This is a genomic window from Parviterribacter kavangonensis, from assembly GCF_056863335.1.
Window position 1 is genome coordinate 400,168 of record NZ_JBXPJA010000001.1, and the last position, 25,004, is coordinate 425,171.

Sequence of the window (25,004 nt, forward strand, 5' to 3'; positions counted from 1 at the left end):
ACCCCGAGGGGGTACTATGAAGGCATGAGCGGCGCACTGCATCTCGAACTTCCGATCACCGGCATGACGTGCGCGTCGTGCGCGAACCGCGTCGAGCGCCGTCTCAACCAGCTCGATGGCGTCTCCGCCACCGTCAACTTCGCGACCGAGAAGGCGACGGTCGACTTCGACCCGCAGTCGGTCGCGCCGGACGACCTCGTCGGCGCCGTCGAGGCGGCCGGCTACCAGGCCGTTCTGCCACGCGCCGAGGACGAGCCGGAGCTGCCCGCGGCGGCGGCCGCCGCCGATCCCACCGTCGCGCTCAAGCGGCGCGTGATCGTCTCCGCCGTCCTGTCGCTGCCGGTCCTCCTGCTGGCGATGATCCCGGCGCTGCAGTTCGACAACTGGCAGTGGCTGAGCCTGCAGCTCGCGACCCCGGTCGTGCTGTGGGGCGGCTGGCCGTTCCACCGCGCCGCCTGGCAGAACGCCAAGCACGCCACGGCGACGATGGACACGCTCGTCAGCCTCGGCGTCCTCGCGGCGTGGCTGTGGTCGCTCTACGCGCTCTTCATCGGCGACGCCGGGATGAACGGCATGCGGATGCCGTTCGACGTGCTGCCCGAGCGCGGCGGCGGGTCCGACGAGATCTACCTCGAGACGGCGTCCGTCGTGACGACGCTGATCCTCCTGGGCCGGTACTTCGAGGCGCGCGCCAAGCGCCGCGCCGGCGCGGCGATCGAGGCGCTGCTCGAGCTGGGCGCGAAGGACGTCGCGGTGCTCGACGCCGACGGCACCGAGCGGCGCATCCCCGTCGAGGAGCTGCAGCCCGGCCAGCGCTTCGTCGTGCGCCCCGGCGAGAAGGTCGCCACCGACGGCGTCGTCGAGGAGGGCACCTCCGCCGTCGACATGAGCATGCTCACCGGCGAGTCGGTGCCGGTCGAGGTGGCGCCGGGCGCCGAGGTCGCGGGCGCGACCGTGAACGCCGGCGGGCGGCTCGTCGTCCGGGCCACGCGCGTCGGCAGCGACACCGCGCTCGCGCAGATCGCGAAGCTCGTCAACGACGCGCAGTCGGGCAAGGCGCCCGTGCAGCGGCTCGCCGACCGCGTGTCCGGCATCTTCGTCCCGGTCGTGATCGGCCTGGCCGTCGCGACGCTCGGCTTCTGGCTCGGCACCGGCGAGTCGGTGAGCTTCGCGTTCACCGCGGCGGTCGCCGTCCTCATCATCGCCTGCCCGTGCGCGCTCGGGCTCGCCACGCCGACCGCGCTGATGGTCGGCACCGGCCGCGGCGCGCAGCTCGGCCTGCTGATCAAGGGCCCGGACGTCCTGGAGTCCACGCGGCGCGTCGACACGATCGTGCTCGATAAGACCGGCACGGTCACGACCGGTCGCATGTCGCTCGCGGACGTCGTCGTCGCGGCCGGGACCGACCGCGCCACCGCGCTGTGCCTCGTCGGCGCGCTCGAGCACGCCTCCGAGCACCCGATCGCGCAGGCGATCGCCCGCGCCGCCGCGGCCGAGGGCCCGCTGCCCGCCGTCGAGGGCTTCGCGAACCGCGAAGGCCTCGGCGTCGAGGGCGTCGTCGACGGCCACGCGCTCATCGTCGGGCGCCCGGCGCTGCTCGAGGACTGGGCGATGCATCTTCCGGAAGAGCTCGAGGCGGCGCGGCGCGACGCCGAGGCCGCGGGCCGCACGGCGATCGCCGCGGGCTGGGACGGCGAGGCGCGCGCGATCCTCGTCGTCGCCGACACGATCAAGCCGACGTCGGCCGCGGCCGTCGCCTCCCTGCGCGCGCTCGGGCTGCGGCCGGTGCTGCTGACCGGCGACAACGCGACCACGGCGCGGGCCGTCGCCGCGGAGGCGGGGATCGACGAGGTCATCGCCGAGGTGCTGCCGGCCGACAAGGTCGACGTCGTCAAGCGCCTGCAGGCCGAGGGCCGCGTGGTCGCGATGGTCGGCGACGGCGTCAACGACGCGCCGGCGCTCGCGCAGGCCGATCTCGGCCTGGCGATCGGCACCGGGACCGACGTCGCGATCGAGGCCTCCGACCTGACCCTCGTCAGCGGCGACCTGCGCGCCGCCGGCGACGCGATCCGCCTGAGCCGCGCGACGCTGCGCACGATCAAGCAGAACCTCGGCTGGGCCTTCGGCTACAACATCGCGGCGATCCCGCTCGCGATGGCCGGACTGCTCAACCCGGTGATCGCCGGCGCGGCGATGGCGTTCTCCAGCGTGTCCGTCGTCCTCAACGCGCTGCGGCTGCGGCGCTTCACGACCGAGCGATGAGCGCGCACGAGCACCACGAGGCTGCGGCCTCCGGCGCCGCGCTCACGCGCGTCGCGGTCTCGGCGACGCTGCACTGCCTGACCGGCTGCGCCATCGGCGAGGTCCTCGGCATGGTGATCGGCACCGCCGCCGGCCTGTCCGACCTCCAGACGATCGTGCTCGCCGTCGTGCTGGCGTTCTTCTTCGGCTACTCGCTGACGAGCCTGCCGCTGCTGCGGTCGGGCCTGGCCCTCGGCGCCGTCGTCCCGATCGCGCTCGCGGCGGACACCTTCTCGATCGTCGTCATGGAGATCGTCGACAACGCGATCATGCTGCTCGTCCCCGGCGCGATGGACGCGGGGCTCGGCGACCCGCTGTTCTGGGGCGCGCTGGCCTTCGCGCTCGGCGTGGCGTTCGTCGCGGCGCTGCCCGTGAACCGCTGGCTGATCGCGCGCGGCCGCGGGCACGCCGTCGTGCACGCCCACCACTGAGCCGCGCTTGCCCCCGCAGGGCGCGCCGGCGCCCTGCGGGGAAGCGGTCCCGGGGTCTAGCCGGGGAAGGAGCGCGAGGTGCAGCCGCCGTCGACGACGAGGATCGCGCCGTTGACGTAGCTGGCCTCGTCGGAGGCGAGGAAGAGCGCCGGCCCGGCGATCTCCTCGGCGCGGCCGGGGCGGGCCATGGGGGACAGCGCCGCGGCGGTGGCCTCGTCGTCGAAGGCGCCGACGACCGGGGCGATCATCGGGGTGTCGATGAAGCCGGGGCAGATGCAGTTCGTGCGGATGCCGTTCTTGACGTACGTGATCGCCATCGAACGGGTGAGGTTCACGAGCGCGCCCTTGGCGGCCGTGTACGCATGCGCGTCGTAGAGGCCCGTGATGCCGGCCATGCTCGCGACGTTGACGATCGCGCCGCTGCCCTGCTCGATCATCTTCGGGAGCGCCGCGTGGATGGTGAGGAAGTAGCCCTCGAGATCCACGCCGCCGATGATGTCGCGCCAGTTCTCCAGCGACGCCTCGTGGATGCCGCCCATCGTGCCGGGGTTGTCGAGGCCGTACTGCCAGCCGACGCCGGCGTTGTTGACGAGCACGTCGATCTTGCCGTACGCGTCCATCGCGGCCTTGACGATGTTGTCGCCCGCGGCCTCATCCTCGAGGTCGGCGGCGACGGCGATGCCCTGGCTGCCGGCCGCCTCGATGTTGGAGATGGTCTCCTTGAGCTTGTCCTCGCGGCGCGCGGTGGCCACGACCTTCGCGCCCTCGCGGCCGAACAGCTCCGCGGTCGCCTTGCCGATGCCGCTGCTCGCGCCGGTGACGATCGCCACCTTGCCGGCGAGTCGTCCAAGGCCCCGCGTGGCCGGGGCGTCCTGCGTGCTGGTGGTCACTGAGCTCTCCTCGTGCTGCAGGTCGGTGTTGGCGATGCTAGGTGCGCCCTCCGGCACGCTCCGGTGCCCGCCCCGGTGGGGTTGTGGAAGACCACAGCCCTTGTTCGGATCCACAGCAGGTGCGGGGGTCCTGCTGCGCACGACGCCCATGCGGAGGTACCGTCGCCATCGACCGTGACCGGCCCGTGCTCAGCTGCTCTTGACCCGCAGGTGCGAGGTGTCGTTGAAGGACACCAGCACCCAGCGCCCGTCGGCCATCCGCACGATGCGGCTGATCGACCCGTTCTGGCAGTTGAGGAACGCGAAGGGCTCGCTGTTCGTGACCTTCCGCAGGGCCTCCGCGACCACCGCGCCATGCGTCACGGCGACGATCGCCTCGCCATCGCGGGCGAGGCCCGCGATCCGCTCCAGGCCGGCGTCGACGCGCGCCGCGAAGGCATCCTGCGCCTCGGCGTTCGGGATCACGTCCCAGCGTCCGCCGGCCACCATCGCGAGGAACTCCGGGTCGCCGGTCGCGCCGCGGCGGTTGATCTCGTGGCCCTCCCAGTCGCCGAGGAAGATCTCGTTGAGATCGGGCTCGATCGTCACCTCGACGCCGGCCCGCTCGGCGATCGGCGCTGCGGTCTCCTGGCTGCGGCGCAGCGGCGTGGCGTAGACGGCCGACAGCGGCTCGCCGGCGAGCCGGTCCGCGAGCGCGGCGGCCTGGCTGACGCCCGACGCGTTGAGCGGCGGGTCGCTGCGCCCGCCGATCAAGCCGTCCGGAGCGGGTGCGTCCACCGAGCCGTGACGGACGAGCAGCACGTCGGCGGCACCCGGCGGCGCCGTGAACTGACCTTGGAAGTCGATCCTCACGCAGGCATCGTCGCGGACGTCCGCGCTGCCCGCCGGACCCGGAGGCCAACGCCATGGAGATGACACCGGACACCATCCGCGCCCTGCTTGACGCCTTCGACCGAAGCGACTGGCAGGAGATGACCGTGACGATCGGCACCGACCGGTTGCACGTGTCGCGCGACGAGCCGCAGCTGAACGGGACGGGCCCCGCCCAGGCGGTCCCGCCGCCGCCTCCGGCCGCGGCCGCGCCGCCTTCTCCTCCGCCGCCGGCTCCCGCCGCCGCGCCCGCGCCCGCCGCCGCGGCGCCCGCTCCCGCGGCCGCGCCCGCCGCCGCCCCGGCCGCCGAGCCGCCCGCCGGCGGGACCGTCATCGAGTCGCCCTCGGTCGGCCTCTTCTGGCGCGCGCCGTCACCCGGCGCGCCGCCCTTCGTCGAGGTCGGCGGCCGCGTCGCCGCCGGCGAGACCGTGGCGATCGTCGAGGTCATGAAGCTCATGAACCACGTCGTGTCGCCGGTCGACGGCGTCGTCACCGCGATCCTCGCCGAGAACGGCGCCGCCGTCGAGTTCGGCCAGGCGATCGTCGTGGTCGACCCGGAGGCCTGAGCCACCGCCATGAGCCGGCTGCGCCGGGTCCTCATCGCCAACCGCGGCGAGATCGCCGTGCGCCTCATCCGGGCCTGCTTCGACGAGGGCCTGGAGAGCGTGCTCGTGGTCTCCGACGCGGACCGCGGCAGCCTCGGCGCGCAGCTCGCCGACCGCGTGATCTGCATCGGGCCGCCGAGCCCGTCGGAGAGCTACCTCGACATCGACCGCGTCATCGCCGCGGCGAAGGTCACCGGCTGCGACGCGCTGCACCCGGGCTACGGCTTCATCTCGGAGCGGCCCGAGCTGTCGGCCGCGTGCGCGGAGGAGGGGATCGTCTTCGTCGGCCCGTCCGAGCAGGCGATGCGCCGCAGCGGCGACAAGGCCACGGCGCGCGCGCTCGCCCGCGACCTCGGCATCTCCGTGGGCGCCGGCTCCGACGTGGTCGCCACCGAGCACGAGGCGCAGGCGGTGGCCGAGCAGATCGGCTACCCGGTGCTGCTCAAGGCCGCCGGCGGCGGCGGCGGGCGCGGCATGCGGCTCATCGAGCGCGCGGAGGAGCTGCCCGGCGCATGGGCGGCGGCGACGGGCGAGGCGCAGCAGGCGTTCGGCGACCCGCGCATCTTCGTTGAGCGCTACGTGCGGCACGCGCGGCACGTCGAGGTGCAGGTCCTCGGCGACGCCAACGGCGACGTCATCCACCTCGGCCACCGCGACTGCACGCTGCAGCGCCGCTACCAGAAGCTCGTCGAGGAGGCGCCCGCGTACGGCCTCGACGACGCGCTGAGCGACCGCATCCTCGCGTCGGCCACCCGTCTCATCGCGGCGCTCGACTACCACGGCGCCGCGACATGCGAGTTCCTCGTCGACGCCGACCGCGGGACGCACGGGTTCCTCGAGATCAACGCGCGCCTGCAGGTCGAGCACCCGGTCACCGAGATGGTCACCGGCATCGACGTCGTGCGCGAGCAGCTGCGCATCGCCGGCGGCGAGGGGCTGTCGGTCGGCCAGGACGACGTGACGATCACCGGCCACGCGATCGAGGTGCGCGTGAACGCCGAGAGCCCCGACCGCGGCTTCATGCCGTCGCCGGGCAAGATCACGACCTGGGTGCCGCCGGTCGGCAGCGACGTCCGCGTCGACACCGCGTCGTTCCCCGGCTGGACCGTGTCGCCGTACTACGACTCGCTGCTCGCGAAGCTCATCGTCGGCGGCGCCGACCGCCCGCAGGCGATCGACCGGATGCTCAAGGCGCTCGGCAAGCTGCGCGTCGAGGGCGTCGACACCACCGCGCCGTTCGCGGCCGAGGTGCTCGCCCATCCCGACGTTCGTGAGGGCCGCGTGCACACGCGGTGGTTGGAGGAGGACTTCATCCCGCAGGAGGTGGCCGCGTAATGGCCCGCATCGAGATCATCGACCAGACGCTGCGCGACGGCCAGCAGAGCTACTGGGGCATGCGCATGAAGGCCGGCGAGATGCTGCCGGTCGCCGACGCGATCGACAGCGCCGGGTACAAGACGGTCGACCTGACCGGCTCCTCGATGTTCGAGGTGCTCGTGCGCTTCCGCCAGGAGGACCCGTGGAAGGGCCTCGACACCGTCCGCGCGGCGCTGCCGAGCTGCAAGCTCCGGGCCGGCAGCCGGACGAACGGCATCGTCGGGATGAACGTCACCCCGAACGCGATCGTCGACCTGTGGATCCAGACGCTCGGCAAGCACGGCATCGGCAGCCTCTGGATCTTCGACTGCCTGCACGACATCGAGAACATGCTCCGCGTCTCGAAGGTCGCGCGCGACGCCGGCATCGAGCCGTCGCCGCAGCTGAACTTCTCCGAGTCGCCGGTCCACACGGACGAGTACTACGCGGGGCTGTGCGAGCGGCTCTTCGCGCAGAAGGGCGTCGTCGAGACGATCGTCCTCGGCGACGAGGCCGGGGTGCTCGGCCCCGAGCGCGCGCGCAGGTGGATCCGCCAGACGAAGGAGCACGCGCACGACGTGCCGCTGGAGATGCACTTCCACGCGCGCACCGGGATGGCGCCGCTCAACCACATCATCGGCGTGGAGGAGGGCGTGACGATCATCCACACGGCGATCTCCACGCTCGCCAACGGCGTGTCGATGCCGTCCACCGAGGTCGCCGTCGACAACATGCGCCGCCTCGGCCACGAGGTCGCGATCGACGACAGCCGGCTCGAGGAGGTGGCCGAGCACTTCCGCGGGCTGTCGGAGGACCAGGGCTACCCGACCGGTGCGCCCGTCGAGTACCAGGTGGCGAACATCCAGCAGCAGTTCCCCGGCGGCATGATGGGCACGCTGCGCAACCAGCTCGACCAGGTGGGGATGCAGGACAAGCTGCCCGCGGTGCTCGAGGAGGCCATCGTGGTGCGCAGCGAGATGGGCTGGCCGATCATGGCCACGCCGTTCTCGCAGCTCGTCGGCATCCAGGCGCTGCTGAACGTCGTGCAGGGCGAGCGGTACAAGACGATCCCGGACGAGAACCTCATGTACCTGTCGGGCTGGTACGGCACGCCGCCGGGCAAGGTCGACGAGGAGCTGCTCGACCGCGCGTCGCAGACCGAGCGCGGCCGCGCGATCATGGCCGAGCCGCACGCGCCGCAGCCGTCGCTGAAGGAGATCCGCAAGCAGTACGGCGAGAGCCTCAGCGACGAGGAGCTGCTCCTGCGCTACCTGATCCCGGGGCCGGACGTCGACGCGGTCTACGCCGCGAACAACCCGATCGAGCCCGTCTACCCGATGTCGGGCGCGCGCGGGCTGTCGTGGCTGAAGGACGTCATGGCGACGACGAAGGGCCGCTCGCTCAGCGCGACGCGCGGCGACATCAGCGTCACCCTGCGCCGGTGAGCCGCGACCTGCAGGTCCTGCTCGACGGCGGGACGTTCTTCGAGGGGCTGCGCTGGCACGACGGACGCTGGTTCGTGTCGGACTTCTACGCGGACCGCGTCGTCGCGGTCACGCCGGACGGCGAGGCCGAGGACGTGCTCTCCGTGCCGGTGCCGTCCGGACTCGGCTGGCTGCCGGACGGGACGCTGCTCGCCGTCTCGATGAGCGAGCACGCGGTCTTCCGCGCCAACGGCGACGGCACGGCGGTGCTGCACGCCGACCTGTCGGAGTGGTCGCGCGGCGCCGCGAACGACATGGTGGTCGACGCGCACGGCCGCGCGTACATCGGCAACTACGGCTACGACCTCTCGCTGCGCGAGCCGCCCACCGGCGCGACGCTCGTGCGCGTCGACCCGGACGGCACCGCGACGCCGGTCGCCGACGGGCTGCACTTCCCGAACGGCTCGCTCATCACGCCGGACGGCACGACGCTCATCGTCGCCGAGACGATCGCCGCGCGGTTCTCCGCGTTCACGATCGGCGACGACGGCTCTCTGAGTGACCGTCGCGTGTGGGGCCAGGTCGCGCCGACGCCGCCCCTCGAGTCGCACGACGAGCGCTACTCGGCCGTCGAGTTCGCGCCCGACGGCTGCACGCTCGACGCCGACGGCTGCATCTGGGCCGGCGACTCACTGCACCACCGCGCCGGCCGGATCGCGCCGGGCGGCGAGCTGCTCGAGGAGATCCCGTGCCCCGACGGGCTCGTCTTCTACGGCGCGATGCTCGGCGGCGAGGACGGGCGGACGCTCGCCCTCGCGGCGGCTCCCGACTGGCGTGAGGAGCAACCCGAGGACGAGCACCCGTCGGTGGTCTTCACCACGACCGTCGACGTCCCGCACGCCGGCCGGCCGTAGCGAGGAGGCTCAGGCGCCCGCGCCCGCCGCGGCGAGGGTGCCGTTGTAGACCTCGCCCTCGGCGAGGTAGTCCTTGACGACCTTGCCGTAGCCGAGGTCGAAGTCGAAGACGCCGTACCAGCCCTGCAGCACCTTCGTCGGCGCGAGCAGGTGCCACGGGTCGACCTGCGACTGCGCGTCCATCGTCAGCGACGCGCGGCCGGTGAAGAGCATCGGCACGCCGCCGGCGCTCTTGTGGATCGGCGCCTCGACGTCGAGGCGGACGAGCTGGGCGACCGACGGCGGGCCCGGCTCGCAGTTCGGGATGATCCGCGTCGACAGGACCGGCAGGTCCTCCATCTCGGCCGGGTCGTACGTCTGCTCGCACGTGATGGCCATCGTCATGATCCGCTGGCCGCGCGGGCGCTCGACGGTGAAGAGCATCTGCTCGCCGAACGGCGAGCCCGAGCCGCCGGAGTGGCGCTCCATGACGGCGAGCTTCTTCGCGTAGCCCCAGATCTCGCGGCCGGCGATGAGCGGGATCTCGTTGTCGGTGAAGATGAACGGCTGGTAGAGGTAGACCTCGCCGTTCAGCTTGGCCCGGATCATCACGTAGGCCTCGTGGTACGGGCCGAACGAGGAGAACGGGACCCAGCGCCCCCACGCGATGCACGTCGGCACCTCGTCGGCGGGCTCGAGCCCCGGCGGCAGCAGCGCCTCGACGCCGGCGGGATCGGCCTCGTAGGCGATGAAGATGTCCTCGACGCCGCGGTAGAGGTACGGAGGTGGTCCATACCCGACGCCGGGGCCGATGGGGAGCGAGAACGAGCTCCGAAGCTCGTCGTGGTTCATGCGCGCCTCCTGGATGCGGTGCACGCCCATGGTCGAACCCACAGCGCCCCGCCGCACGTCGCGCCGGGACCCGGTTCGTGGAATGCCACAGTTGCGCTCAGTGCATCGTCTGGCCACCGCTGACGTTCAGGGCCTCGCCCGTGATGTAGGCCGCGTCGTCGGAGGCGAGGAACCCGACCGCGTTCGCGACGTCCTCGGGCGTCTCGAAGCGGCCGAGGGGGATCGAGCGCAGCACCTTGCGCTCGTACTGCTCCCTCGTGATGCCGAACTTCTTCGGGTACATGTCGAAGATCCCACCGGGGACGTCGAGCAGCGGCGTCATCACCGTGCCGGGGCAGACGGCGTTCACGGTGATCCCGTGCTGGCCGAGCTCCCCGGCGAGCGACTGGGTGAACCCGATCGCCGCGAACTTCGCCGCGCAGTAGGCGGCCAGCCACGGCGAGCCGACGAGCCCGGCCTGCGACGCGACCGTGACGATCCGCCCGCCGTCGCCCTGCTCGACCATCCGCCGCGCCGCCGCGCGCGAGCAGCGGAAGACGCCGGACGCCATGACGTCGAGGTTGACCTCCCAGTCCTCGTCGCTCAGCTCGGTGACGGGGGCGAGGCCGATCGCGAGTCCGGCGTTGTTGATCAGCACGTCGATGCGGCCGAAGCGCTCGACGGTGCCGTCGATCAGCGCCTCGACCTGCGCGGTGTCGCGCACGTCGCAGCCGAGGCCGTGCGTCTCGCCGAGCGCCGACAGCTCCTGCACCGCGTCGGCGAGCTCCGTCGGCGCGGCCGACTGGTACTCGGGGTGCGACGCCATCGGGCGCTCGAGATCAGACACGACCACGCGCAGGCCGTCGCGCAGCAGGCGAGCGGCTATCGCGCGGCCGATCCCGCCGCGCCGCGCGGCGCCCGTGACCACCGCGACCCTTGAGCTCATAGGAAGGACCTCCGGATGCGTTCGTTGACGTTCGAGCAGCTGGCGATCGGCGATGCCGCGCGCTTCACGAAGACGGTCACCGAGACCGACATCGCGTTCTTCGCCGCCATCAGCGGCGACTTCAACCCGGTGCACGTCGATGCCGAGTTCGCGAAAGCGTCGCGCTTCGGCGCACGCGTGGCGCACGGCCCGCTGACCCTCGCGCTGGCCGCCGGCGTGCTCGGGATGCACCTGCCGGGGGTCGGGACCATCGCGGTCTCCAACCACATCGAGTACAAGCGCCCGGTCTTCGTCGGCGACACCATCACCACGCGCGGCGAGGTGAGCGAGCTGGAGGCCGAGCGCCGGCGCGTGAAGGTCGCCCTGACGTGGACGAACCAGGACGGCGACGTGGTCGCCGACGGGTACGCGGTCGTCATACCGCCGAAGGAGAGCGTCCTCTAGCGGCGAGCCACTGCTCGCGCAGCTTGAACTTCTGCACCTTCCCGCTCGGCGTCACCGGCCAGCTCTCGACGACCGTGAGGTCACGCGGGATCTTGTAGCGGGCGATGCGGTCCTGCAGCGCGGCGCGCATCTGCTCGAGCGTGAGCGTGTGGCCCTCGGCGAGGCGGACGAACGCGGCGACCTGCTCGCCGTAGCGCTCGTCGGGGACGCCGACGACGCTTGCGTCGAGCACGCCGGGGACGCGGCGCAGGGCGTCCTCGATCTCCGCGGGGTAGATGTTCTCGCCGCCGCGGATGATCATCTCCTTCGCTCGGCCCGTGATCGCGATGTAGCCGTTCGCGTCCATCTGCGCGAGGTCGCCCGAGCGCAGCCACTCGCCTCCCTCGATGGTCGTCGCCGTCGCCTCCGGCTCGTCCCAGTAGCCGTCCATCACGAGGAAGCCGCGCGTGCGCAGCTCGCCCTGCTCGCCGAGCGGGACGCGCTCGCGCGTCGACACGTCGACGATGTCGACCTCGACGTGGGGCAGCGGCGGGCCGCAGGTGGCGATCTGGAGCTCGAGCGGGTCGTCGGGGTCGCTCAGCGTGATGACCGGCGACGCCTCGGTCAGGCCGTAGCTGATGGCGAAGCGCACGCCGAACCGCTCGACCCAGCGGCGGGCGACGTCGACCGGCACGGGAGAGCCGCCGCTGACCACGACGTCGATCGACTGCAGCGACCCGCCGCTGCGGTCGACCTCCTCCTCGAGGCCGATGAGCATCGTCGGCACCGCGCTGCACGAGGTCGCCTGCTCGGCGTCGATCGTCCTGACCATCCGCGGCGCGTCGAACGTGAGCGTCGGCAGCTGGGCGCCGCCGGCGGCGATGGAGCCCATCGTCGACATGACGCAGCCGCCGCAGTGGAAGAACGGCATCGGGCTGCAGTGCTTGCCGCCGAGGTGGAAGCCGGCGCGGTCGGCGAAGATCCGCGCGTTGTCGGTCAGCCCGCCGTGCAGCAGCGTCGCGCCCTTCGGGAAGCCGGTGGTGCCCGAGGTGAACTGGATCTGCGCGATGTCCTCGGGGCGCACCGCGGCGCGGCGGCGCTGCACCGCGTCGGTCGCGGCGGCGTGCGAGCGCGCACCGTCCACCCATTCGGGCAGCGACGGCCCGGTCTCGTCGGGCGCGTCGCCGAACGCCACGCGCAGGCGCAGGTCCGGCAGGTCGCCGCTGACGCGGTCGAGGATGTCCCACAGCGAGGTGCCGCGGTTGTGCGGTTCGACGAAGCAGGCCGTCGCTCCCACCTTCCCGAGGACGAAGCGGATCTCGTCGGCGCGGTAGAGGGGGTTCAGCGGGACGAGCACGACGCCGGCGTAGGCGGCGCCGAACTGGACCTCGAGCCACTCGGGCCGGTTCGTGGCCCAGACGGCGACGCGCTCGCCCGCCTCGATGCCGTCGGCGGCGAACGCGCGGGCGACGCCGAGGGCGCGCTCGCGCAGCTCGGCGAACGTCCAGCGGGCGGCGATCCCCATGTCGTCGTAGGCGCTGTAGACGATCGCCTCGTGGTCGGGCCACTGGTCGGCGGCCTCGTCGAGCAGCGCGCCGACCGTCAGGTTGCGCAGCTGCGGGGTGGCATCCGGGTCCGGGACCCAGTGCGACAAGCGGCTGTCAGCAAGGGGCATTGTGGACGACCCTAAGACGCCTGACTGCAATTCGTTGGAACTCGCGTTCGCCGACTTAGAGTCGCCTCCATGCAGGCCGGCCGGTGGCACGGGAACCGCGACGTGCGCGTAGAGGAGGTCGACCTCGAGCTCCCGCTCGACCCCGGGATGATCGAGGTCGAGGTCGCCTTCTGCGGGATCTGCGGCTCCGATCTCGCGGAGTTCGCCCACGGCCCGTTCGCGATCCGGCCGAACCGGGTCCACGCGCTGAGCGGCCAGGCGCCGCCGCTCACGCTGGGCCACGAGCTGTCGGGCCGCGTCGTGGCGGTCGGCGACGACGTCACCGAGGTCGCGATCGGCGATCGCGTGGCCGCCGACGCGTGCTGGCGCTGCAACCGCTGCCGTGCGTGCCGCAGCGGCAAGTACAACCTCTGCCCGCTCAGCGGGTCGATCGGGCTCTGCTCGGACGGCGGGTTCGCGCCGCGCGTCCGGTTCCCCGCCTACTGCGCCGTGCCGCTGCCCGAGAACGTCAGCGATCGCGCCGGTGCGATGCTCGAGCCGCTCGCCGTCGCGGTCCACGCCTTCGACCGCGTCGACGCGCGCGCGGGCGAGGTGTGCGTCGTGCTCGGCTTCGGCGCCATCGGCGCCTGCAGCGCGATCGTCGGCCGGGCGATGGGCCTCGACGTGCTCGTGTCCGAGCCGGGGGAGGAGCGGCGCGAGCGCGCCCTCGACCTCGGCTTCCGCGTCCACGAGCCGGGCGGCACGCCGCGCGACGTCGCCCGCTCGATCCGCGAGCTGACCGACGGCGGCGCCGACGTCGTCGTCGACGCCAGCGGCGCACCGCCTGCGCTGGAGGCCGCGCCGGACATGACCGTCCGCGGTGGCCGCATCTCGCTCGTCGGCCTGCCCAAGAGGCCGCCCGCCATCGACTTCGCCCGCCAGCTCGTCCTCTACGAGCGGTCGGTCGTCGCGTCGCTCGGCTACGCGCACGACCTGCCGCGGGCCGCCTCGATGATCGCGGCCGGGACGCTGGACCCGGAGAAGCTCATCACCGGCGAGATCCGCCTCGAGGACCTGCCCGATCAGCTCGCCGGCATGGCCGAGCGCCCCGGAGACGACGTGAAGGTGCTGGTGGAGCTCTGATGGACATCGTCATGCCCCACATGGGCGTCTCCGTCGAGGAGGGAACCGTCGTCGCGTGGCACAAGGCCGAGGGCGACGAGGTCCGCGAGGGCGAGGCGGTCTGCGACATCGCGACCGACAAGGTCGACACCGAGGTCGTGGCCCCGGCCGACGGCGTGATCACGAAGATCGTCGCCGCCGAGGGAGAGACCGTCCCGGTCGGCGAGCCCCTCGCGCAGATGACCGGCGAAGGGGGAGAGGCCCCGGCGGAGACCGCTCCACCGGCCGCCGCCGAAGCGTCTTCGGCCGCGCCGGCCGGAGGCTCCCCGGCCGCGGCCGAGTCCCTCGCCGGAGGCGCGGCAGTCGCCGCGTCCGCGCCCGCCGGGCCATCTTCGCCCGCCGGCGGCGCGCAGACGCGCCGCGAAGTCGCGGCGGAGACGCAGGTGGCGTCGCCCGCGGGCGTCGGGCCGAAGGTCTTCGATCCGGCCGCCGCGGCGGCGGCCGTCGTGCCCTCGAACGGGCAAGGGGCGTCGTCGCCGGTCGCGCGGCGGATCGCCGCCGAGCATGGGATCGATCTCTCGACGGTCTCGGGAACCGGGCTTCGCGGGCGGATCCGCAAGGCGGACGTGCTCGCCGCGCTGGAGAAGCCGCGGCCCGCCGCCGCGCCCGCGCCCGCGGCCCCGCCCGCGCCGGCCTCCGCGCCGGCCGCGCCCGGTGGTCTTCCGCGCGGCTACGACGGCGTGCCGCACGAGGTCGTCGCGCTCTCCCGTCGCCGGAAGGTGATGGCCGAGCACATGATCCGCTCGCGCCAGACGGCGGCGCACATGACGACGGAGGCCGACGTCGACATGACGGCGGTCCTGCGCGCGCGGGGCGAGCGCCGGATCACGCCGCTGTCGTTCGTCGCCCGCGCGCTGTGCGTGGCGCTGCGCGAGTACCCGGACCTCAACGCGAGCTTCGACGGCGAGCAGCTCATCCGCTGGCAGCCGGTCAACCTCGGCATCGCGGTCGACACGGAGGAGGGGCTCATCGTCCCCGTCGTCCACGGCTGTGAGCGCCTGAACGTCGAGGGGATCGCCGAGTCGGTCCGCGACGTCGCCAAGCGCGCGCGGTCGAACGCGCTGACGCCCGACGACGTCGCGCTCGGGACGTTCACGCTGTCCAACCCGGGGTCGGTCGGCGCGGCGTCGGCGATGGCGATCATCAACCAGCCGCAGGTCGGGATCCTCGGCATGCCGGCGACGCAGCGGCTGCCGTGGGTCGTCACGGACGCCGACGGCAACGAGGCGATCGCGATCCGGCCGATCATGCGGCTCGCCCTCACGTTCGACCACCGCGTGATCGACGGCGCGTACGCGACGCGCTGCGTCGTGCGGATCAAGGAGCAGCTCGAAGCGTGGCCCTCGTAGGCGTCGAGCACGCGAGCGTCGCCTCGGTGTTCCAGGCGACGGCGAAGCGGCGGGGAGACGCGGTCGCGATGCGGACGCGCGACGACAGCCTCGTGCTCACGTGGAACGACTACGCGCGCGAGGTGCGCGACGTCGCCGCCGGCCTCGCCGCGCTCGGCGTCGAGCGCGGGTCCACCGTCGCGACGATGATGTCCAACCGGCCCGAGTTCCAGGTCGTCGACGCCGCGACGATGCACCTCGGCGCCGTCGCCTGGTCGATCTACGGCACGTACCCCGTCGAGCAGATCGTCCACCTGCTGCGCGACGCGGGCACGAACGTCGTCGTCACCGAGCAGGCGAAGCTCGACGTCGTCTGCGCGGCCGCGGCCGAGGCGGGCGCCGAGCACGTGGTCGTCGTCGACGGCGAGGCACCGGAGGGCGGTCTCACGCTCGAGCAGGTCAAGGAGCGCGCGCAGCCGGGGTTCGACCTCGACGCGGCGTGGCGCGCGATCGGCTCCGATGACCTGCTCACGATCATCTACACGTCCGGGACGACCGGCCCGCCGAAGGGCGTCCAGCTCACCCACGGCAACATCGTGGCCGCGATCAGATCGTTCGCCGACACGTGGAACCTGCCCGACGAGGGCCGCTTCGTGTCGTGGCTGCCGATGGCCCACATCGCCGAGCGCCTCGTGACGCTCTACGCGCCGATGTTCCTCGGCTCGCACGTGACGACGTGCGCCGACCCGCGCGCGATCCAGCAGGTGCTGCCGGAGGTGAGGCCGAGCTACTTCTTCGGCGTCCCGCGGATCTGGGAGAAGCTCAAGGCGGCCGGCGACCTGACGGGCGAGCGCGACCCCGCGAAGCTGCGCGAGCGCCTCGGCCTCGACCACCTCGTGCTCGGCGCGACCGGCGCGGCGCCGTGCCCGCCCGAGGTCATCACGTGGTTCCACGACATCGGGATCAAGCTCGCCGAGGTCTACGGGATGTCCGAGGCCAGCGGCGTGGGCACCCACAACCGGCCGGCCGACATCCGGATCGGCAGCGTCGGCCCGCCCATGCTCGACATGGAGGTGAGCATCGCGTCCGACGGCGAGGTGCTCATGCGCGGGCCGCACATCATGGCCGGCTACCGCAACCAGCCCGACGCGACCGCGGAGGCGATCGACGCCGACGGCTGGCTGCACAGCGGCGACATCGGGCGGCTCGACGACGACGGCTTCCTGCACGTCGTCGACCGCAAGAAGGAGCTGATCATCAACGCCGCCGGCAAGAACATGTCGCCGGCGAACATCGAGGCGGCGCTCAAGACGTCGAGCCCGCTCGTTGACCAGGCGATCGCGGTCGGGGACCGCCGCCCGTACAACGTCGCGCTCGTGACGCTCGAGACCGACGCCGCGCGCCAGGCCACGAACCGCCCGGACGCGACGACCGCCGAGCTCGCCGCCGACCCGGCGGTGATCGCGGAGGTCGCCCGCGGCGTCGGCCGCGCGAACCAGCGGCTCGCCCGCGTCGAGCAGATCAAGCGCTTCGCCCTGCTGCCCAACGACTGGGAGCCGGGTGGGGACGAGCTCACCCCGACCTCGAAGCTCAAGCGCCGGCCCATCGCCGGCAAGTACGCGCCGCAGATCGACGCGCTCTACGCAGACGGCGGCATCGAACCCCTGGAGGAGACCCACCAATGACGTACTTCCTCGGCGTCGACATCGGCGGCACGTTCACCGACTGCGTCGCCGTCGACGACGGCGGGCGGGTGTTCCACGCCAAGACGCCCTCGACCCACTCGACGACGCCGGTCGACGGGGTCCTCGCCGGCCTCGAGCTGCTCGCCGAGGAGGCCGGGGTCGCCACCAAGGAGCTCCTCGCCGACGCCGACCGCCTCTCGCACGGCACGACGATCGGCACGAACCTCGTCGTCGAGCGCAAGGGCGCGAAGGTCGGCCTGCTCGCCACGAAGGGCCACCACGACGCGCTGCTGATGATGCGCGGCGCCGGGCGCACCGCGGGCATCGCGATCGATCAGGTCTACTCGGTGCACCGCACCGACAAGCCGGTGCCGCTCGTCCCGCGTGGGCGCACCGCGCAGGTCTCCGAGCGCGTCACGAGCGACGGCGAGATCATCGCCCCGATGGACGAGGACGCCGCCCGCGAAGCCGTCCGCGGCCTCCTCTCGCGCGGCGACGTCGACGCCATCGCCATCGCGCTCATGTGGTCGTTCCGCAACCCCGTCCACGAGCAGCGCCTGCGGGAGATCGTCGAGGAGGAGGCGCCGGGCATGTTCGTCTCGACGTCGCACGAGACCTCGCCGCGCCAGGGCGAGTACGAGCGCACCGTCGCGACCGTCATCAACTCATACGTCGGCCCCGCGTCGAGCCGCTACCTCGAGCAGCTCGCCGACGCGCTCGGCGAGCACGGGCTCGCGCGCGCGCCGTTCATCATGCAGGCCAACGGCGGCGTCGTCCCGGTCGACGTCGCGCGCCAGCGCCCGCTGACCACCATCGGCTCCGGGCCGGCCGGCGGCCTGGCGGGCACCGCGTTCATCGCGGCCGCGAGCGGCCACCAGAACGTCATCGCCACCGACATGGGCGGCACGTCGTTCGAGGTCGGGCTCGTCATCGACGGCGCCCCGCTGCTCGCCAGCGAGGAGATCCTCGAGCAGTACACCTTCCAGATGCCGCACCTGGACCTGCGGTCGATCGCGTGCGGCGGCGGCTCGATCGCGCGCGTCGATCCGCACTCGGGCGGCCTGCGCGTCGGTCCCGAGTCGGCGGGCTCGGACCCCGGTCCCGCCTGCTACGGCAAGGGCACCGAGCCGACGGTCACCGACGCCGACGTCGTGCTCGGCCTCATCGACCCCGAGCACTTCCTCGGCGGCCGGATGCCGCTCGATCGCGACGCCGCGGTCCGCGCGGTGCAGCGCGTCGCCGAGCCGCTCGGCCTCAGCGCCGAGGAGGCGGCGGCGGGCATCATCCAGGTCAACTCGTTCAGCGCGGCGACGCTCATCCGCCAGCGCACGATCGAGCAGGGGCTCGACCCGCGCGACTTCGTCCTCTACGCGTTCGGCGGCGCCGGCCCCGTGCACGCGTTCGCGTTCGCGCAGGAGCTCGGCGTCCAGGACGTCGTGATCCCGCTCGGCAACGGAGCGTCGACGCTGTCGGCGTACGGCATCGCCGCCAGCGACGTCGTCCGCACGTTCGAGCAGGAGTGCCAGGTCCGCGCGCCGTTCGATCCCGCGGCGCTGCAGGCGGTCGTCGACGACGTCGAGACGACCGCGCTCGACGCGCTGAGCGCCGCGGGCTTCGACCGCGACGGCGTCGTGCTCGAGCGCACGGCGCTGACGCGCTACGCCGAGCAGCTGCTGCAGGAGCTGCCGCTCGAGCTGCCGAACGGCAAGATCGACGACGCGGCGGCGACCGAGCTGGCCGAGCGCTTCGACACCGAGTACGCGCGCCTCTACGGCGAGGGCGCCCGCGCGGTGTTCCAGGCCCGCGAGGTCTTCGCGATCCGCGTGACCGCCCGCGTCCCGCTCGGCTTCGCCCCCGAGGCGTCGACGAACGGCGCCGGTGGCGCCGCCCGCGAGGGCGAGCACACCCGCGAGGTGTTCTGGCCCGAGGAGCGCTCCTGGCTGACCACCGCCGTGCACGACGGCCGGACGCTCGCCGACGGCGACACGGTCGCCGGCCCGGCGGTCGTCGAGCTGCCGCACACGTCCGTCGCGGTCCCTGCGGGCCGCGAGCTCCGGCGCGACGGCGTCGGCAACCTCATCCTGACCGTCGCCTGAGCCAGACGGAGGCACCATGGCCATCACCGACGTTGAGCAGACCACCACCGCCGGGGCGGTTCCGTCCACTCGGGAGCCCGGCTTCTGGGACGGGCGGATGCGCAGCTACATCCCCGGTCCCGAGCTCGACATCCCGGAGAGCATCAAGCTCCACGACACGACCGACGCGGACGTCGACCCGGTCACCCACGAGGTCGTCCGCTACGCGCTGCTGGCGGCGAACTTCGAGCACTCCGCGCTGCTGCAGCGCTTGTGCGTCTCGCCGATCACGATGCTCACGCGCGACTTCCAGACGTCGCTGCTGACCGAGGTCGGCGACCTCGTGTTCCTCGGGCCGAACCTCCAGTACTTCTCGAACAGCCACTCGCTGTCGATCAAGTACGTGCTCGAGAAGCGCGCCGAGACGCTCGGCGGCATCAACCCCGGCGACGTCTTCCTGTCGAACGACCCGTGGGTCGGCGCGCCGCACCAGCCGGACACCGCGCTGCTCGCCCCCGTGTTCGTCGGCGACGAGCTGTTCTGCTGGGTCGCCAACACCCTGCACTACGCCGACGTCGGCGGATCGACGGCCGGATCGTTCTGCCTCGACGCGGAGGACACGTTCCACGACCCGCTGAGCTGGCCGCCCGTCAAGCTGTTCGACGCCGGCAAGATGCGCGAGGACGTCTTCGAGCTCTTCGGCCGCCAGAGCCGGTTCCCCTCCGCGGTGGAGATGGACATGCGCGCGGCGATCGCCGGCGTCGAGGCGACGCGCGGCAAGGTGCTCGCGCTCGTCGAGCGCTACGGCGCCGGCGCGATCAAGGCGGTCATGCGCGGCACGATGGACGCGGCCGAGGCGCTCTTCGCCGAGCGGCTCAAGTCGATCCCCGACGGCCGCTGGAGCCATCGCGGCTACGCGGAGTCCGCGCTGCCGGGCGACGACGGCATCTACACGTACCAGGTCAACATCACCAAGCAGGGCGACCGCCTGATCGTCGACAACGAGGGCACGGACCCGCAGGCGGGGTCGATCAACGTGACGTACGCGGCGTTCTCGGGCGCCGTGCTCGCGGCGATCACGCAGTCGATGACCTCAGACCTCGCGGGCGCGTACGGCGGCGTCTACCGGCGCATCGACTTCCGCCCGACGCCGGGGCTGCTGAACTGCGCCGAGCACCCGGCCGCGGTCAGCCCGTCCGGTGCGACGACGACCGAGGTGCAGCTGCACGCGGCGGTGAACGTCGTCGCCAAGATGCTCTCGTGCGGCGACGAGGCGGCGCGCGAGCTCATCCTCGGCCCGTGCATCCCGCACTGGTACTGCACGATCAGCGGCGGCGTGGACCTCGAGGGCAACCCGTGGCTGTTCCCGAACACGAACGGCATGATGGGCGCGCTCGGCGGCATGCCGAACCGCGACGGCGTCGACTCCGGCGGGCACTTCTGGATCCCCGAGGGTCTGGGGAACAACGTCGAGGACGTCGAGGCGCAGTTCCCGCTGCTCGTCCTGTACCGCAAGAACCTCGACGCGGGCGCCGACGGCGCGGGCCGTCACCGCGGCGGCCTCGGGTTCGTCGAGGGCACCATGCACTGGAAGTCCGGCGGCACGCTCATGGCGCTCGCGCTCGGCGACTCGTTCGCGAAGGGCTACGGCCCGTTCGGGGCGAACCCCGGCTCGGTCGCGCCGTTCCTCTCGAAGAAGGGCACCGACGTCCTCGACCGCCTGAAGGCCGGCGACGTCCCCGCCCGCATCGACGAGCTGACCGGCGAGCAGGTCGAGGTCGAGCCGAAGGTCGCGCCGTTCGACGTCGCCGACGGCGACGTGTGGGAGTTCATCTTCCCGAGCGCCGGCGGCTACGGCGATCCGCTGCGCCGCGACCCGGAGCTCGTCGCCGCCGACGTGAGCGAGCACCTGCTCGACGAGGCCGCCGCGGAGCGCATCTACGGCGTCGTCGTCCGCGACGGCGCGGTCGACGCGGACGGCACGCGCGACGTCCGCCGCGCCGCCCGGTCGGCGCGCCTGGACGGCAAGGACGCCGGCGACGAGGCCGCCGCGCCCGGCGGCGCCCGCCGCGTCGGCGAGCTGCTGCACGTGGTCGACGGCCGCTGGTGGTGCAACGGTGCCGACCTCGGCCCGGTGAGCGGCAACTACAAGGACGGCACGGTCATGCGCGAGGTCCGCGCGCGCGAGATCGCGCCGGAGTTCGCGGTGCCCGAGTACGCGCAGGCGATGGCCGACAAGATGGTCTTCCGCGAGTTCCTCTGCCCGGTCACCGGCTACCGGATCGACACGGAGATCGCCCGCGCCGACCAGCCGCCGCTGCACGACGTGGTGATCAGCGAGTAGCGCCTACTGCATGGTCCAGCCGCCGTCGACCACGACGGCGGCGCCATGCATGAAGGCCACCTCGCCCGACGCCATCAGGGCGGCGACCTTCGCGATCTCGAGCGGCTGGCCCCACGTCGCGCTCGGGATCTTCGGGATGTACTCGTAGACCTTCGAGTCCGGGTCGTCGAACAGCGGCTGGGTCATGCCGGTCTGGATGACGCCGGGGCAGATCGCGTTCACGCGGATGCCCTTCGCGGCGTTCTCGATCGCGATCTGCCGCGTGAGGCCGATGACCGCGTGCTTCGACGTCGTGTACGCGACGCCGCCACCGCCCGCGACCATGCCCGCCACCGACGCGGTGACGATGATGCAGCCGTCGCCGCGGTCGAGCATCCCGGGGAGGACCGCGCGCGACAGCAGCCACGTCGCCTTGACGTTCACGGCCATGATGCGGTCCCAGTCCTCCTCGGTCGCGTCGAGCGCCGACGCGTAGCCGTCGAGGATGCCCGCGTTGGAGCACAGGACGTCGATGCGGCCGAACTGGTCGATCGCGTGCTCGACGGCGCGAACCACCTCCTCGTTGGAGGCGACGTCGGCGCGGATGGCGATCGCGTCCGGCGCGCCCGCCTCGAGCGCGAGCCCGCGCGTCGTCTCGACGCCGTCGACGTCGAGGTCGCACGCGGCGATGCGCGCGCCGCGCGCGCCCATCTCCTGCGCCATCGCGCGGCCGATGCCGCTGCCGGCGCCGGTGATGAACGCGATGCGGTCGTCGAGGCGGCCGCTGTCCGTCCCCAGCTCGGTCATCTAGATCCTCATGAGCTCGCGGAGCGCGCCCGCGATGTCGTCGACGGACGGGATGGCGGCCTGCTCCAGCTCGGGGTCCTGCGGCAGGGGCGTGTCGAGCGCGCCGAGCCGCCACACCGGCGCGTCGAGGCTGAAGAACGCGCGCTCGGAGATCTGCGCGGCGATCTCGGCGCCGGCTCCGCCGGTGCGGACCGCCTCGTGCACGACGAGCGCGCGCGACGTGCGCTCGACCGACGCGACGATCGTGTCCATGTCGAGCGGCACGAGCGTGCGCGGGTCTATGACCTCGGCGTCGATGCCCTCGCCGGCGAGCTGCTCGGCGGCCTGCAGCGCCCGGCCGACCATGAGCCCCGTCGCGACGACCGTGACGTCCTTGCCCGCGCGGCGGATCGCGGCCTGGCCGAACGGCACGAGGTGCTCGTCGCTCGTCGGCACCTCGCCCTTCGTGCGGTACAGGCCCTTGTGCTCGAAGAAGAGCACCGGGTCGGGATCGCGGATCGCCGTCTTCAGCAGGCCCTTCGCGTCCGCCGGGGTGGCGGGGAGGACGACCTTCAGTCCGGGCGTGTGCATCGCCATCGCCTCGAGGCTCGCCGAGTGCTCGGCGCCCGCGCCGCCGACGACGCCGCTCGGCAGCCGCAGCGTGACCGGCAGCTGCAGCTTGCCGCCGTGGACGTAGCGCCACTTGGCGAGCTTGTTGAAGACCTCGTCGCCGGCGATCAGGAGGAAGTCGGCGAACTGCAGCTCGACCACCGGGATCGTGCCGGTCATCGCCGCGCCGGCCGCGCCGCCGACGATGAACGTCTCGTTGATCGTCGTGTCGCGCACGCGCGCGGGGCCGAACTCGTCGAACAGCCCGCGCGTCACGCCGAACACGCCGCCCATCCGGCCGACGTCCTGGCCCATCATCCAGACGCGCTCGTCGCGGCGCATCTCCTCGGCGAGCGCGTGGTTGATCGCCCACGCGTACCCGATGACCTTCGTCTCGGCCTGCTGCTCCGCGGCGGCCTGCGTCTCGGCGCTCATGACGCCCACACGTCCTTCAGCAGGATCGACTCGTCAGCGCGCGGGGCGGCGAGCGTCGCCTCGTAGGCCTCCTCGACCTCCGCCCGCGCGCGGTCGTCGAGCTCGTCGGCGACGTCCTTCGGGACGGTCTCGCGCAGGATGTCGATCGGGTCGCGCGGGATCTCGACTCCCTCCGTCAGATCGGTGCGGTACTGCTGGCGGTCGCCCTCGTAGTGGCCGCGGATGCGCAGCGTCTTGGCCTCGACGAGCGTCGGGCCCTCGCCTGCGCGCGCCCGCGCGACCGCCTCGCTGACCGCGGCGTGGACCGCGAGCGCGTCCTGGCCGTCGACGACGACGCCGGGGACGCCGTACGCGGATGCGCGGTCGGCGATGTTCTCGGTCGGGCTCTGCTCGGTGATAGGCGCCGACAGCGCCCAGCCGTTGTTCTCGCAGATCCACACGACGGGCAGCTTCCACACCGAGGCCTGCAGCGCGGACTCGTGCCACGTGCCGCGCGCCGCGGCGCCGTCGCCGAAGAAGATGCCGACGACCTGGTCGGTGCCCTTGAGCTGCGCGGAGACCGCGGCGCCGGCGCCGAGCGTGAAGTTCGAGCCGAGCGTCCCGCCCTGTCCGAGGATCCCGCGCTCGGGGTCGACGAAGTGCACGGTGCCCGCGCCCTTGCCGCCGGTGCTGCCGGTCACGCGCGCGAAGAGGTCGCCGAGCATCGCCGCGACGGGCATGCCCTTGCCGACCGCGTAGCCGAGCCCGCGGTGCGCGTAGAAGAGGATGTCGTCCTCGCGCAGCGCGGCGGACCCGGCGACCTGCAGCCCCTCCTGCCCGATGCCCGGATGCCAGAAGCCGCCGAAGCCGTGCTCGGCGATGTGGTGCTGCAGGCGCAGCTCGACGGCGCGCGTCAGCGCGACGAGCCGGTAGAGCTCGGTGGCCAGCTCGACGTCGGTCGAGGCGGCGCTCGCCGCGCTCATGCGACCGCTCCCACGCGCGCGTGGAGCGTCCGGCGCAGGAAGCCCAGCCGCTCGGCGACGGTCCGCTGCGACACCGCGGCGGCGGGCGCGAAGACGTCCCAGCCGTGGTAGGCGCCGGGATGCACGTGCAGCTCGGTCGAGACGCCGGCGCGCAGGAGGCGCATCGCGTAGTCGACGTCCTCGTCGCGCAGCGCGTCGAGCTCGCCGGTGTCGATGTACGCGGGCGGCAGGCCGCTCAGGTCCGTCGCGCGCGCGGGCGCCGCGTACGCGTCGACCGCGTCGGTCCGCGCGGCGTCGCCGAGCAGCGCCTCGTAGCCCTCGCGCGTCGCCCAGCCGTCGAAGATCCCGATGTCGTCGATCTCGCGGCACGAGGCGCTGTCGGCGCGGTCGTCGAGCATGGGGTAGAGGAGCATCTGCGCGGCCAGCTCGGGGCCGCCGCGGTCGCGGGCGAGCAGCGCGACGCCCGCGGCCAGCGCGCCGCCGGCGCTGCCGCCGTAGACGCCGAGCGGGCTCGCCTCGCCGGCCAGCCAGCGCAGCGCGGCGTAGCAGTCCTCGACGGGCGCCGGATGCGGGTGCTCCGGCGCGAGCCGGTAGTCGACCGAGACGACGACGCAGGGCACCTGCGCGGCGACCATGCGCGCGATCGGGTCCTCCGTCTCGATCGAGCCGATGACGAAGCCGCCGCCGTGGATGTAGAGCAGGCCGGGCAGCGGGCCGTCGGCCGCCGGGCGGTAGACGCGGACCGCGACGGGCGGCGCGCCGTCGGGCCCGGGCACGGTCAGGTCCTCGGTGCGCACGCCGTCGTCGGGCGGCGTTGCGTCCTCGGCGCCGGCGCTCATCATCGCCGCGAAGGCGGCGCGGCGGGCGACCGGGTCGGCGATGCCGGCGAGCCCCCGCGGGCCGCTCGCCGCGAGGAAGCCGTCGAGCGCGTCGAGCAGCTCGGGATCGATGCGTCCGCGAAGCGACGTCATGCCGGGAGGATGCCGCCCGGCGGC

Annotated in this window: 21 protein-coding genes; 12 read left to right on the plus strand and 9 right to left on the minus strand. The window is 73.0% G+C overall.

Annotated features, from left to right (window positions below; genetic code table 11):
* Nucleotides 1–24: 24 nt before the first annotated feature.
* A complete protein-coding gene (locus AC1UE4_RS01990) occupies nucleotides 25–2,262 on the plus strand; it encodes a heavy metal translocating P-type ATPase (RefSeq protein WP_482915544.1) in 2,238 nt (745 codons plus the stop codon).
* Nucleotides 2,259–2,732: a DUF4396 domain-containing protein gene (locus AC1UE4_RS01995; protein ID WP_482915545.1), complete on the plus strand. Its 474-nt coding sequence runs from the start codon at nucleotides 2,259–2,261 to the stop codon at nucleotides 2,730–2,732. Before AC1UE4_RS01990 ends, AC1UE4_RS01995 begins: the two co-directional genes overlap by 4 nt.
* A 56-nt stretch (nucleotides 2,733–2,788) precedes the next feature.
* On the opposite strand, the gene AC1UE4_RS02000 is transcribed toward AC1UE4_RS01995, so the two are convergent.
* Both AC1UE4_RS02000 and AC1UE4_RS02005 read right to left on the minus strand, forming a co-directional pair.
* Nucleotides 2,789–3,622, minus strand: coding sequence for an SDR family NAD(P)-dependent oxidoreductase (locus AC1UE4_RS02000; protein ID WP_482915546.1), 834 nt, complete (start codon nucleotides 3,620–3,622; stop codon nucleotides 2,789–2,791).
* 189 nt (nucleotides 3,623–3,811) lie between these two features.
* A complete protein-coding gene (locus tag AC1UE4_RS02005) occupies nucleotides 3,812–4,474 on the minus strand; it encodes a histidine phosphatase family protein (RefSeq protein WP_482915547.1) in 663 nt (220 codons plus the stop codon).
* A gap of 53 nt (nucleotides 4,475–4,527) precedes the next feature.
* Here AC1UE4_RS02005 and AC1UE4_RS02010 point away from each other — a divergent pair, with 53 nt between their 5' ends.
* The 4 genes from AC1UE4_RS02010 to AC1UE4_RS02025 are packed head-to-tail and all read left to right on the plus strand — an operon-like array spanning nucleotide 4,528 to nucleotide 8,791.
* Entirely contained in the window at nucleotides 4,528–5,058 is a 531-nt protein-coding gene (locus AC1UE4_RS02010) for an acetyl-CoA carboxylase biotin carboxyl carrier protein (RefSeq protein ID WP_482915548.1), read from the plus strand.
* Between the two features lie 9 nt (nucleotides 5,059–5,067).
* Nucleotides 5,068–6,432: an acetyl-CoA carboxylase biotin carboxylase subunit gene (locus AC1UE4_RS02015; protein WP_482915549.1), complete on the plus strand. Its 1,365-nt coding sequence runs from the start codon at nucleotides 5,068–5,070 to the stop codon at nucleotides 6,430–6,432.
* Entirely contained in the window at nucleotides 6,432–7,898 is a 1,467-nt protein-coding gene (locus tag AC1UE4_RS02020) for a hydroxymethylglutaryl-CoA lyase-like TIM-barrel protein (protein WP_482915550.1), read from the plus strand. Before AC1UE4_RS02015 ends, AC1UE4_RS02020 begins: the two co-directional genes overlap by 1 nt.
* Nucleotides 7,895–8,791, plus strand: a complete 897-nt coding sequence (locus tag AC1UE4_RS02025) for an SMP-30/gluconolactonase/LRE family protein (RefSeq protein WP_482915551.1) — start codon at nucleotides 7,895–7,897, stop codon at nucleotides 8,789–8,791. Before AC1UE4_RS02020 ends, AC1UE4_RS02025 begins: the two co-directional genes overlap by 4 nt.
* Before the next feature lie 9 nt (nucleotides 8,792–8,800).
* On the opposite strand, the gene AC1UE4_RS02030 is transcribed toward AC1UE4_RS02025, so the two are convergent.
* Entirely contained in the window at nucleotides 8,801–9,652 is an 852-nt protein-coding gene (locus AC1UE4_RS02030) for an acetoacetate decarboxylase family protein (protein ID WP_482915552.1), read from the minus strand.
* 67 nt (nucleotides 9,653–9,719) lie between these two features.
* Nucleotides 9,720–10,547: an SDR family NAD(P)-dependent oxidoreductase gene (locus AC1UE4_RS02035; protein WP_482915553.1), complete on the minus strand. Its 828-nt coding sequence runs from the start codon at nucleotides 10,545–10,547 to the stop codon at nucleotides 9,720–9,722.
* A gap of 15 nt (nucleotides 10,548–10,562) precedes the next feature.
* Between AC1UE4_RS02035 and AC1UE4_RS02040 the strand changes: the two genes are divergently transcribed.
* Nucleotides 10,563–10,991 (plus strand): MaoC family dehydratase, encoded by a 429-nt coding sequence (locus AC1UE4_RS02040; protein WP_482915554.1) that lies wholly within the window; start codon nucleotides 10,563–10,565, stop codon nucleotides 10,989–10,991.
* Here AC1UE4_RS02040 and AC1UE4_RS02045 read toward each other — a convergent pair.
* Nucleotides 10,963–12,645: an AMP-binding protein gene (locus AC1UE4_RS02045; RefSeq protein WP_482915555.1), complete on the minus strand. Its 1,683-nt coding sequence runs from the start codon at nucleotides 12,643–12,645 to the stop codon at nucleotides 10,963–10,965. The genes AC1UE4_RS02040 and AC1UE4_RS02045 overlap by 29 nt on opposite strands.
* A gap of 69 nt (nucleotides 12,646–12,714) precedes the next feature.
* On the opposite strand from AC1UE4_RS02045, the gene AC1UE4_RS02050 reads away from it, so the two are divergent.
* The 5 genes from AC1UE4_RS02050 to AC1UE4_RS02070 are packed head-to-tail and all read left to right on the plus strand — an operon-like array spanning nucleotide 12,715 to nucleotide 21,238.
* Nucleotides 12,715–13,767 carry an alcohol dehydrogenase catalytic domain-containing protein gene (locus AC1UE4_RS02050; RefSeq protein WP_482915556.1) on the plus strand — a complete coding sequence of 351 codons (1,053 nt, stop codon included), beginning with the start codon at nucleotides 12,715–12,717 and terminating at the stop codon, nucleotides 13,765–13,767.
* A complete protein-coding gene (locus tag AC1UE4_RS02055; RefSeq protein WP_482915557.1) occupies nucleotides 13,767–15,155 on the plus strand; it encodes a dihydrolipoamide acetyltransferase family protein in 1,389 nt (462 codons plus the stop codon). Before AC1UE4_RS02050 ends, AC1UE4_RS02055 begins: the two co-directional genes overlap by 1 nt.
* Nucleotides 15,143–16,819 (plus strand): AMP-dependent synthetase/ligase, encoded by a 1,677-nt coding sequence (locus tag AC1UE4_RS02060; protein ID WP_482915558.1) that lies wholly within the window; start codon nucleotides 15,143–15,145, stop codon nucleotides 16,817–16,819. The genes AC1UE4_RS02055 and AC1UE4_RS02060 overlap by 13 nt, the downstream gene beginning before the upstream one ends.
* Nucleotides 16,816–18,915 carry a hydantoinase/oxoprolinase family protein gene (locus AC1UE4_RS02065; RefSeq protein ID WP_482915559.1) on the plus strand — a complete coding sequence of 700 codons (2,100 nt, stop codon included), beginning with the start codon at nucleotides 16,816–16,818 and terminating at the stop codon, nucleotides 18,913–18,915. The genes AC1UE4_RS02060 and AC1UE4_RS02065 overlap by 4 nt, the downstream gene beginning before the upstream one ends.
* 16 nt (nucleotides 18,916–18,931) lie before the next feature.
* Complete coding sequence (locus AC1UE4_RS02070) at nucleotides 18,932–21,238, plus strand: hydantoinase B/oxoprolinase family protein (protein WP_482915560.1); 2,307 nt, start codon at nucleotides 18,932–18,934, stop codon at nucleotides 21,236–21,238.
* A 3-nt stretch (nucleotides 21,239–21,241) separates the two neighbouring features.
* Here AC1UE4_RS02070 and AC1UE4_RS02075 read toward each other — a convergent pair whose 3' ends face one another.
* From AC1UE4_RS02075 to AC1UE4_RS02090, 4 genes are read right to left on the minus strand one after another with little or no spacing between them, the layout of a single operon-like run.
* Entirely contained in the window at nucleotides 21,242–22,024 is a 783-nt protein-coding gene (locus AC1UE4_RS02075; protein ID WP_482915561.1) for an SDR family NAD(P)-dependent oxidoreductase, read from the minus strand.
* Nucleotides 22,025–23,047 carry an alpha-ketoacid dehydrogenase subunit beta gene (locus tag AC1UE4_RS02080; protein WP_482915562.1) on the minus strand — a complete coding sequence of 341 codons (1,023 nt, stop codon included), beginning with the start codon at nucleotides 23,045–23,047 and terminating at the stop codon, nucleotides 22,025–22,027.
* Entirely contained in the window at nucleotides 23,044–24,009 is a 966-nt protein-coding gene (locus AC1UE4_RS02085; protein WP_482915563.1) for a thiamine pyrophosphate-dependent dehydrogenase E1 component subunit alpha, read from the minus strand. The genes AC1UE4_RS02080 and AC1UE4_RS02085 overlap by 4 nt, the downstream gene beginning before the upstream one ends.
* Complete coding sequence (locus AC1UE4_RS02090) at nucleotides 24,006–24,980, minus strand: alpha/beta hydrolase (RefSeq protein ID WP_482915564.1); 975 nt, start codon at nucleotides 24,978–24,980, stop codon at nucleotides 24,006–24,008. The genes AC1UE4_RS02085 and AC1UE4_RS02090 overlap by 4 nt, the downstream gene beginning before the upstream one ends.
* Nucleotides 24,981–25,004: the final 24 nt, after the last annotated feature.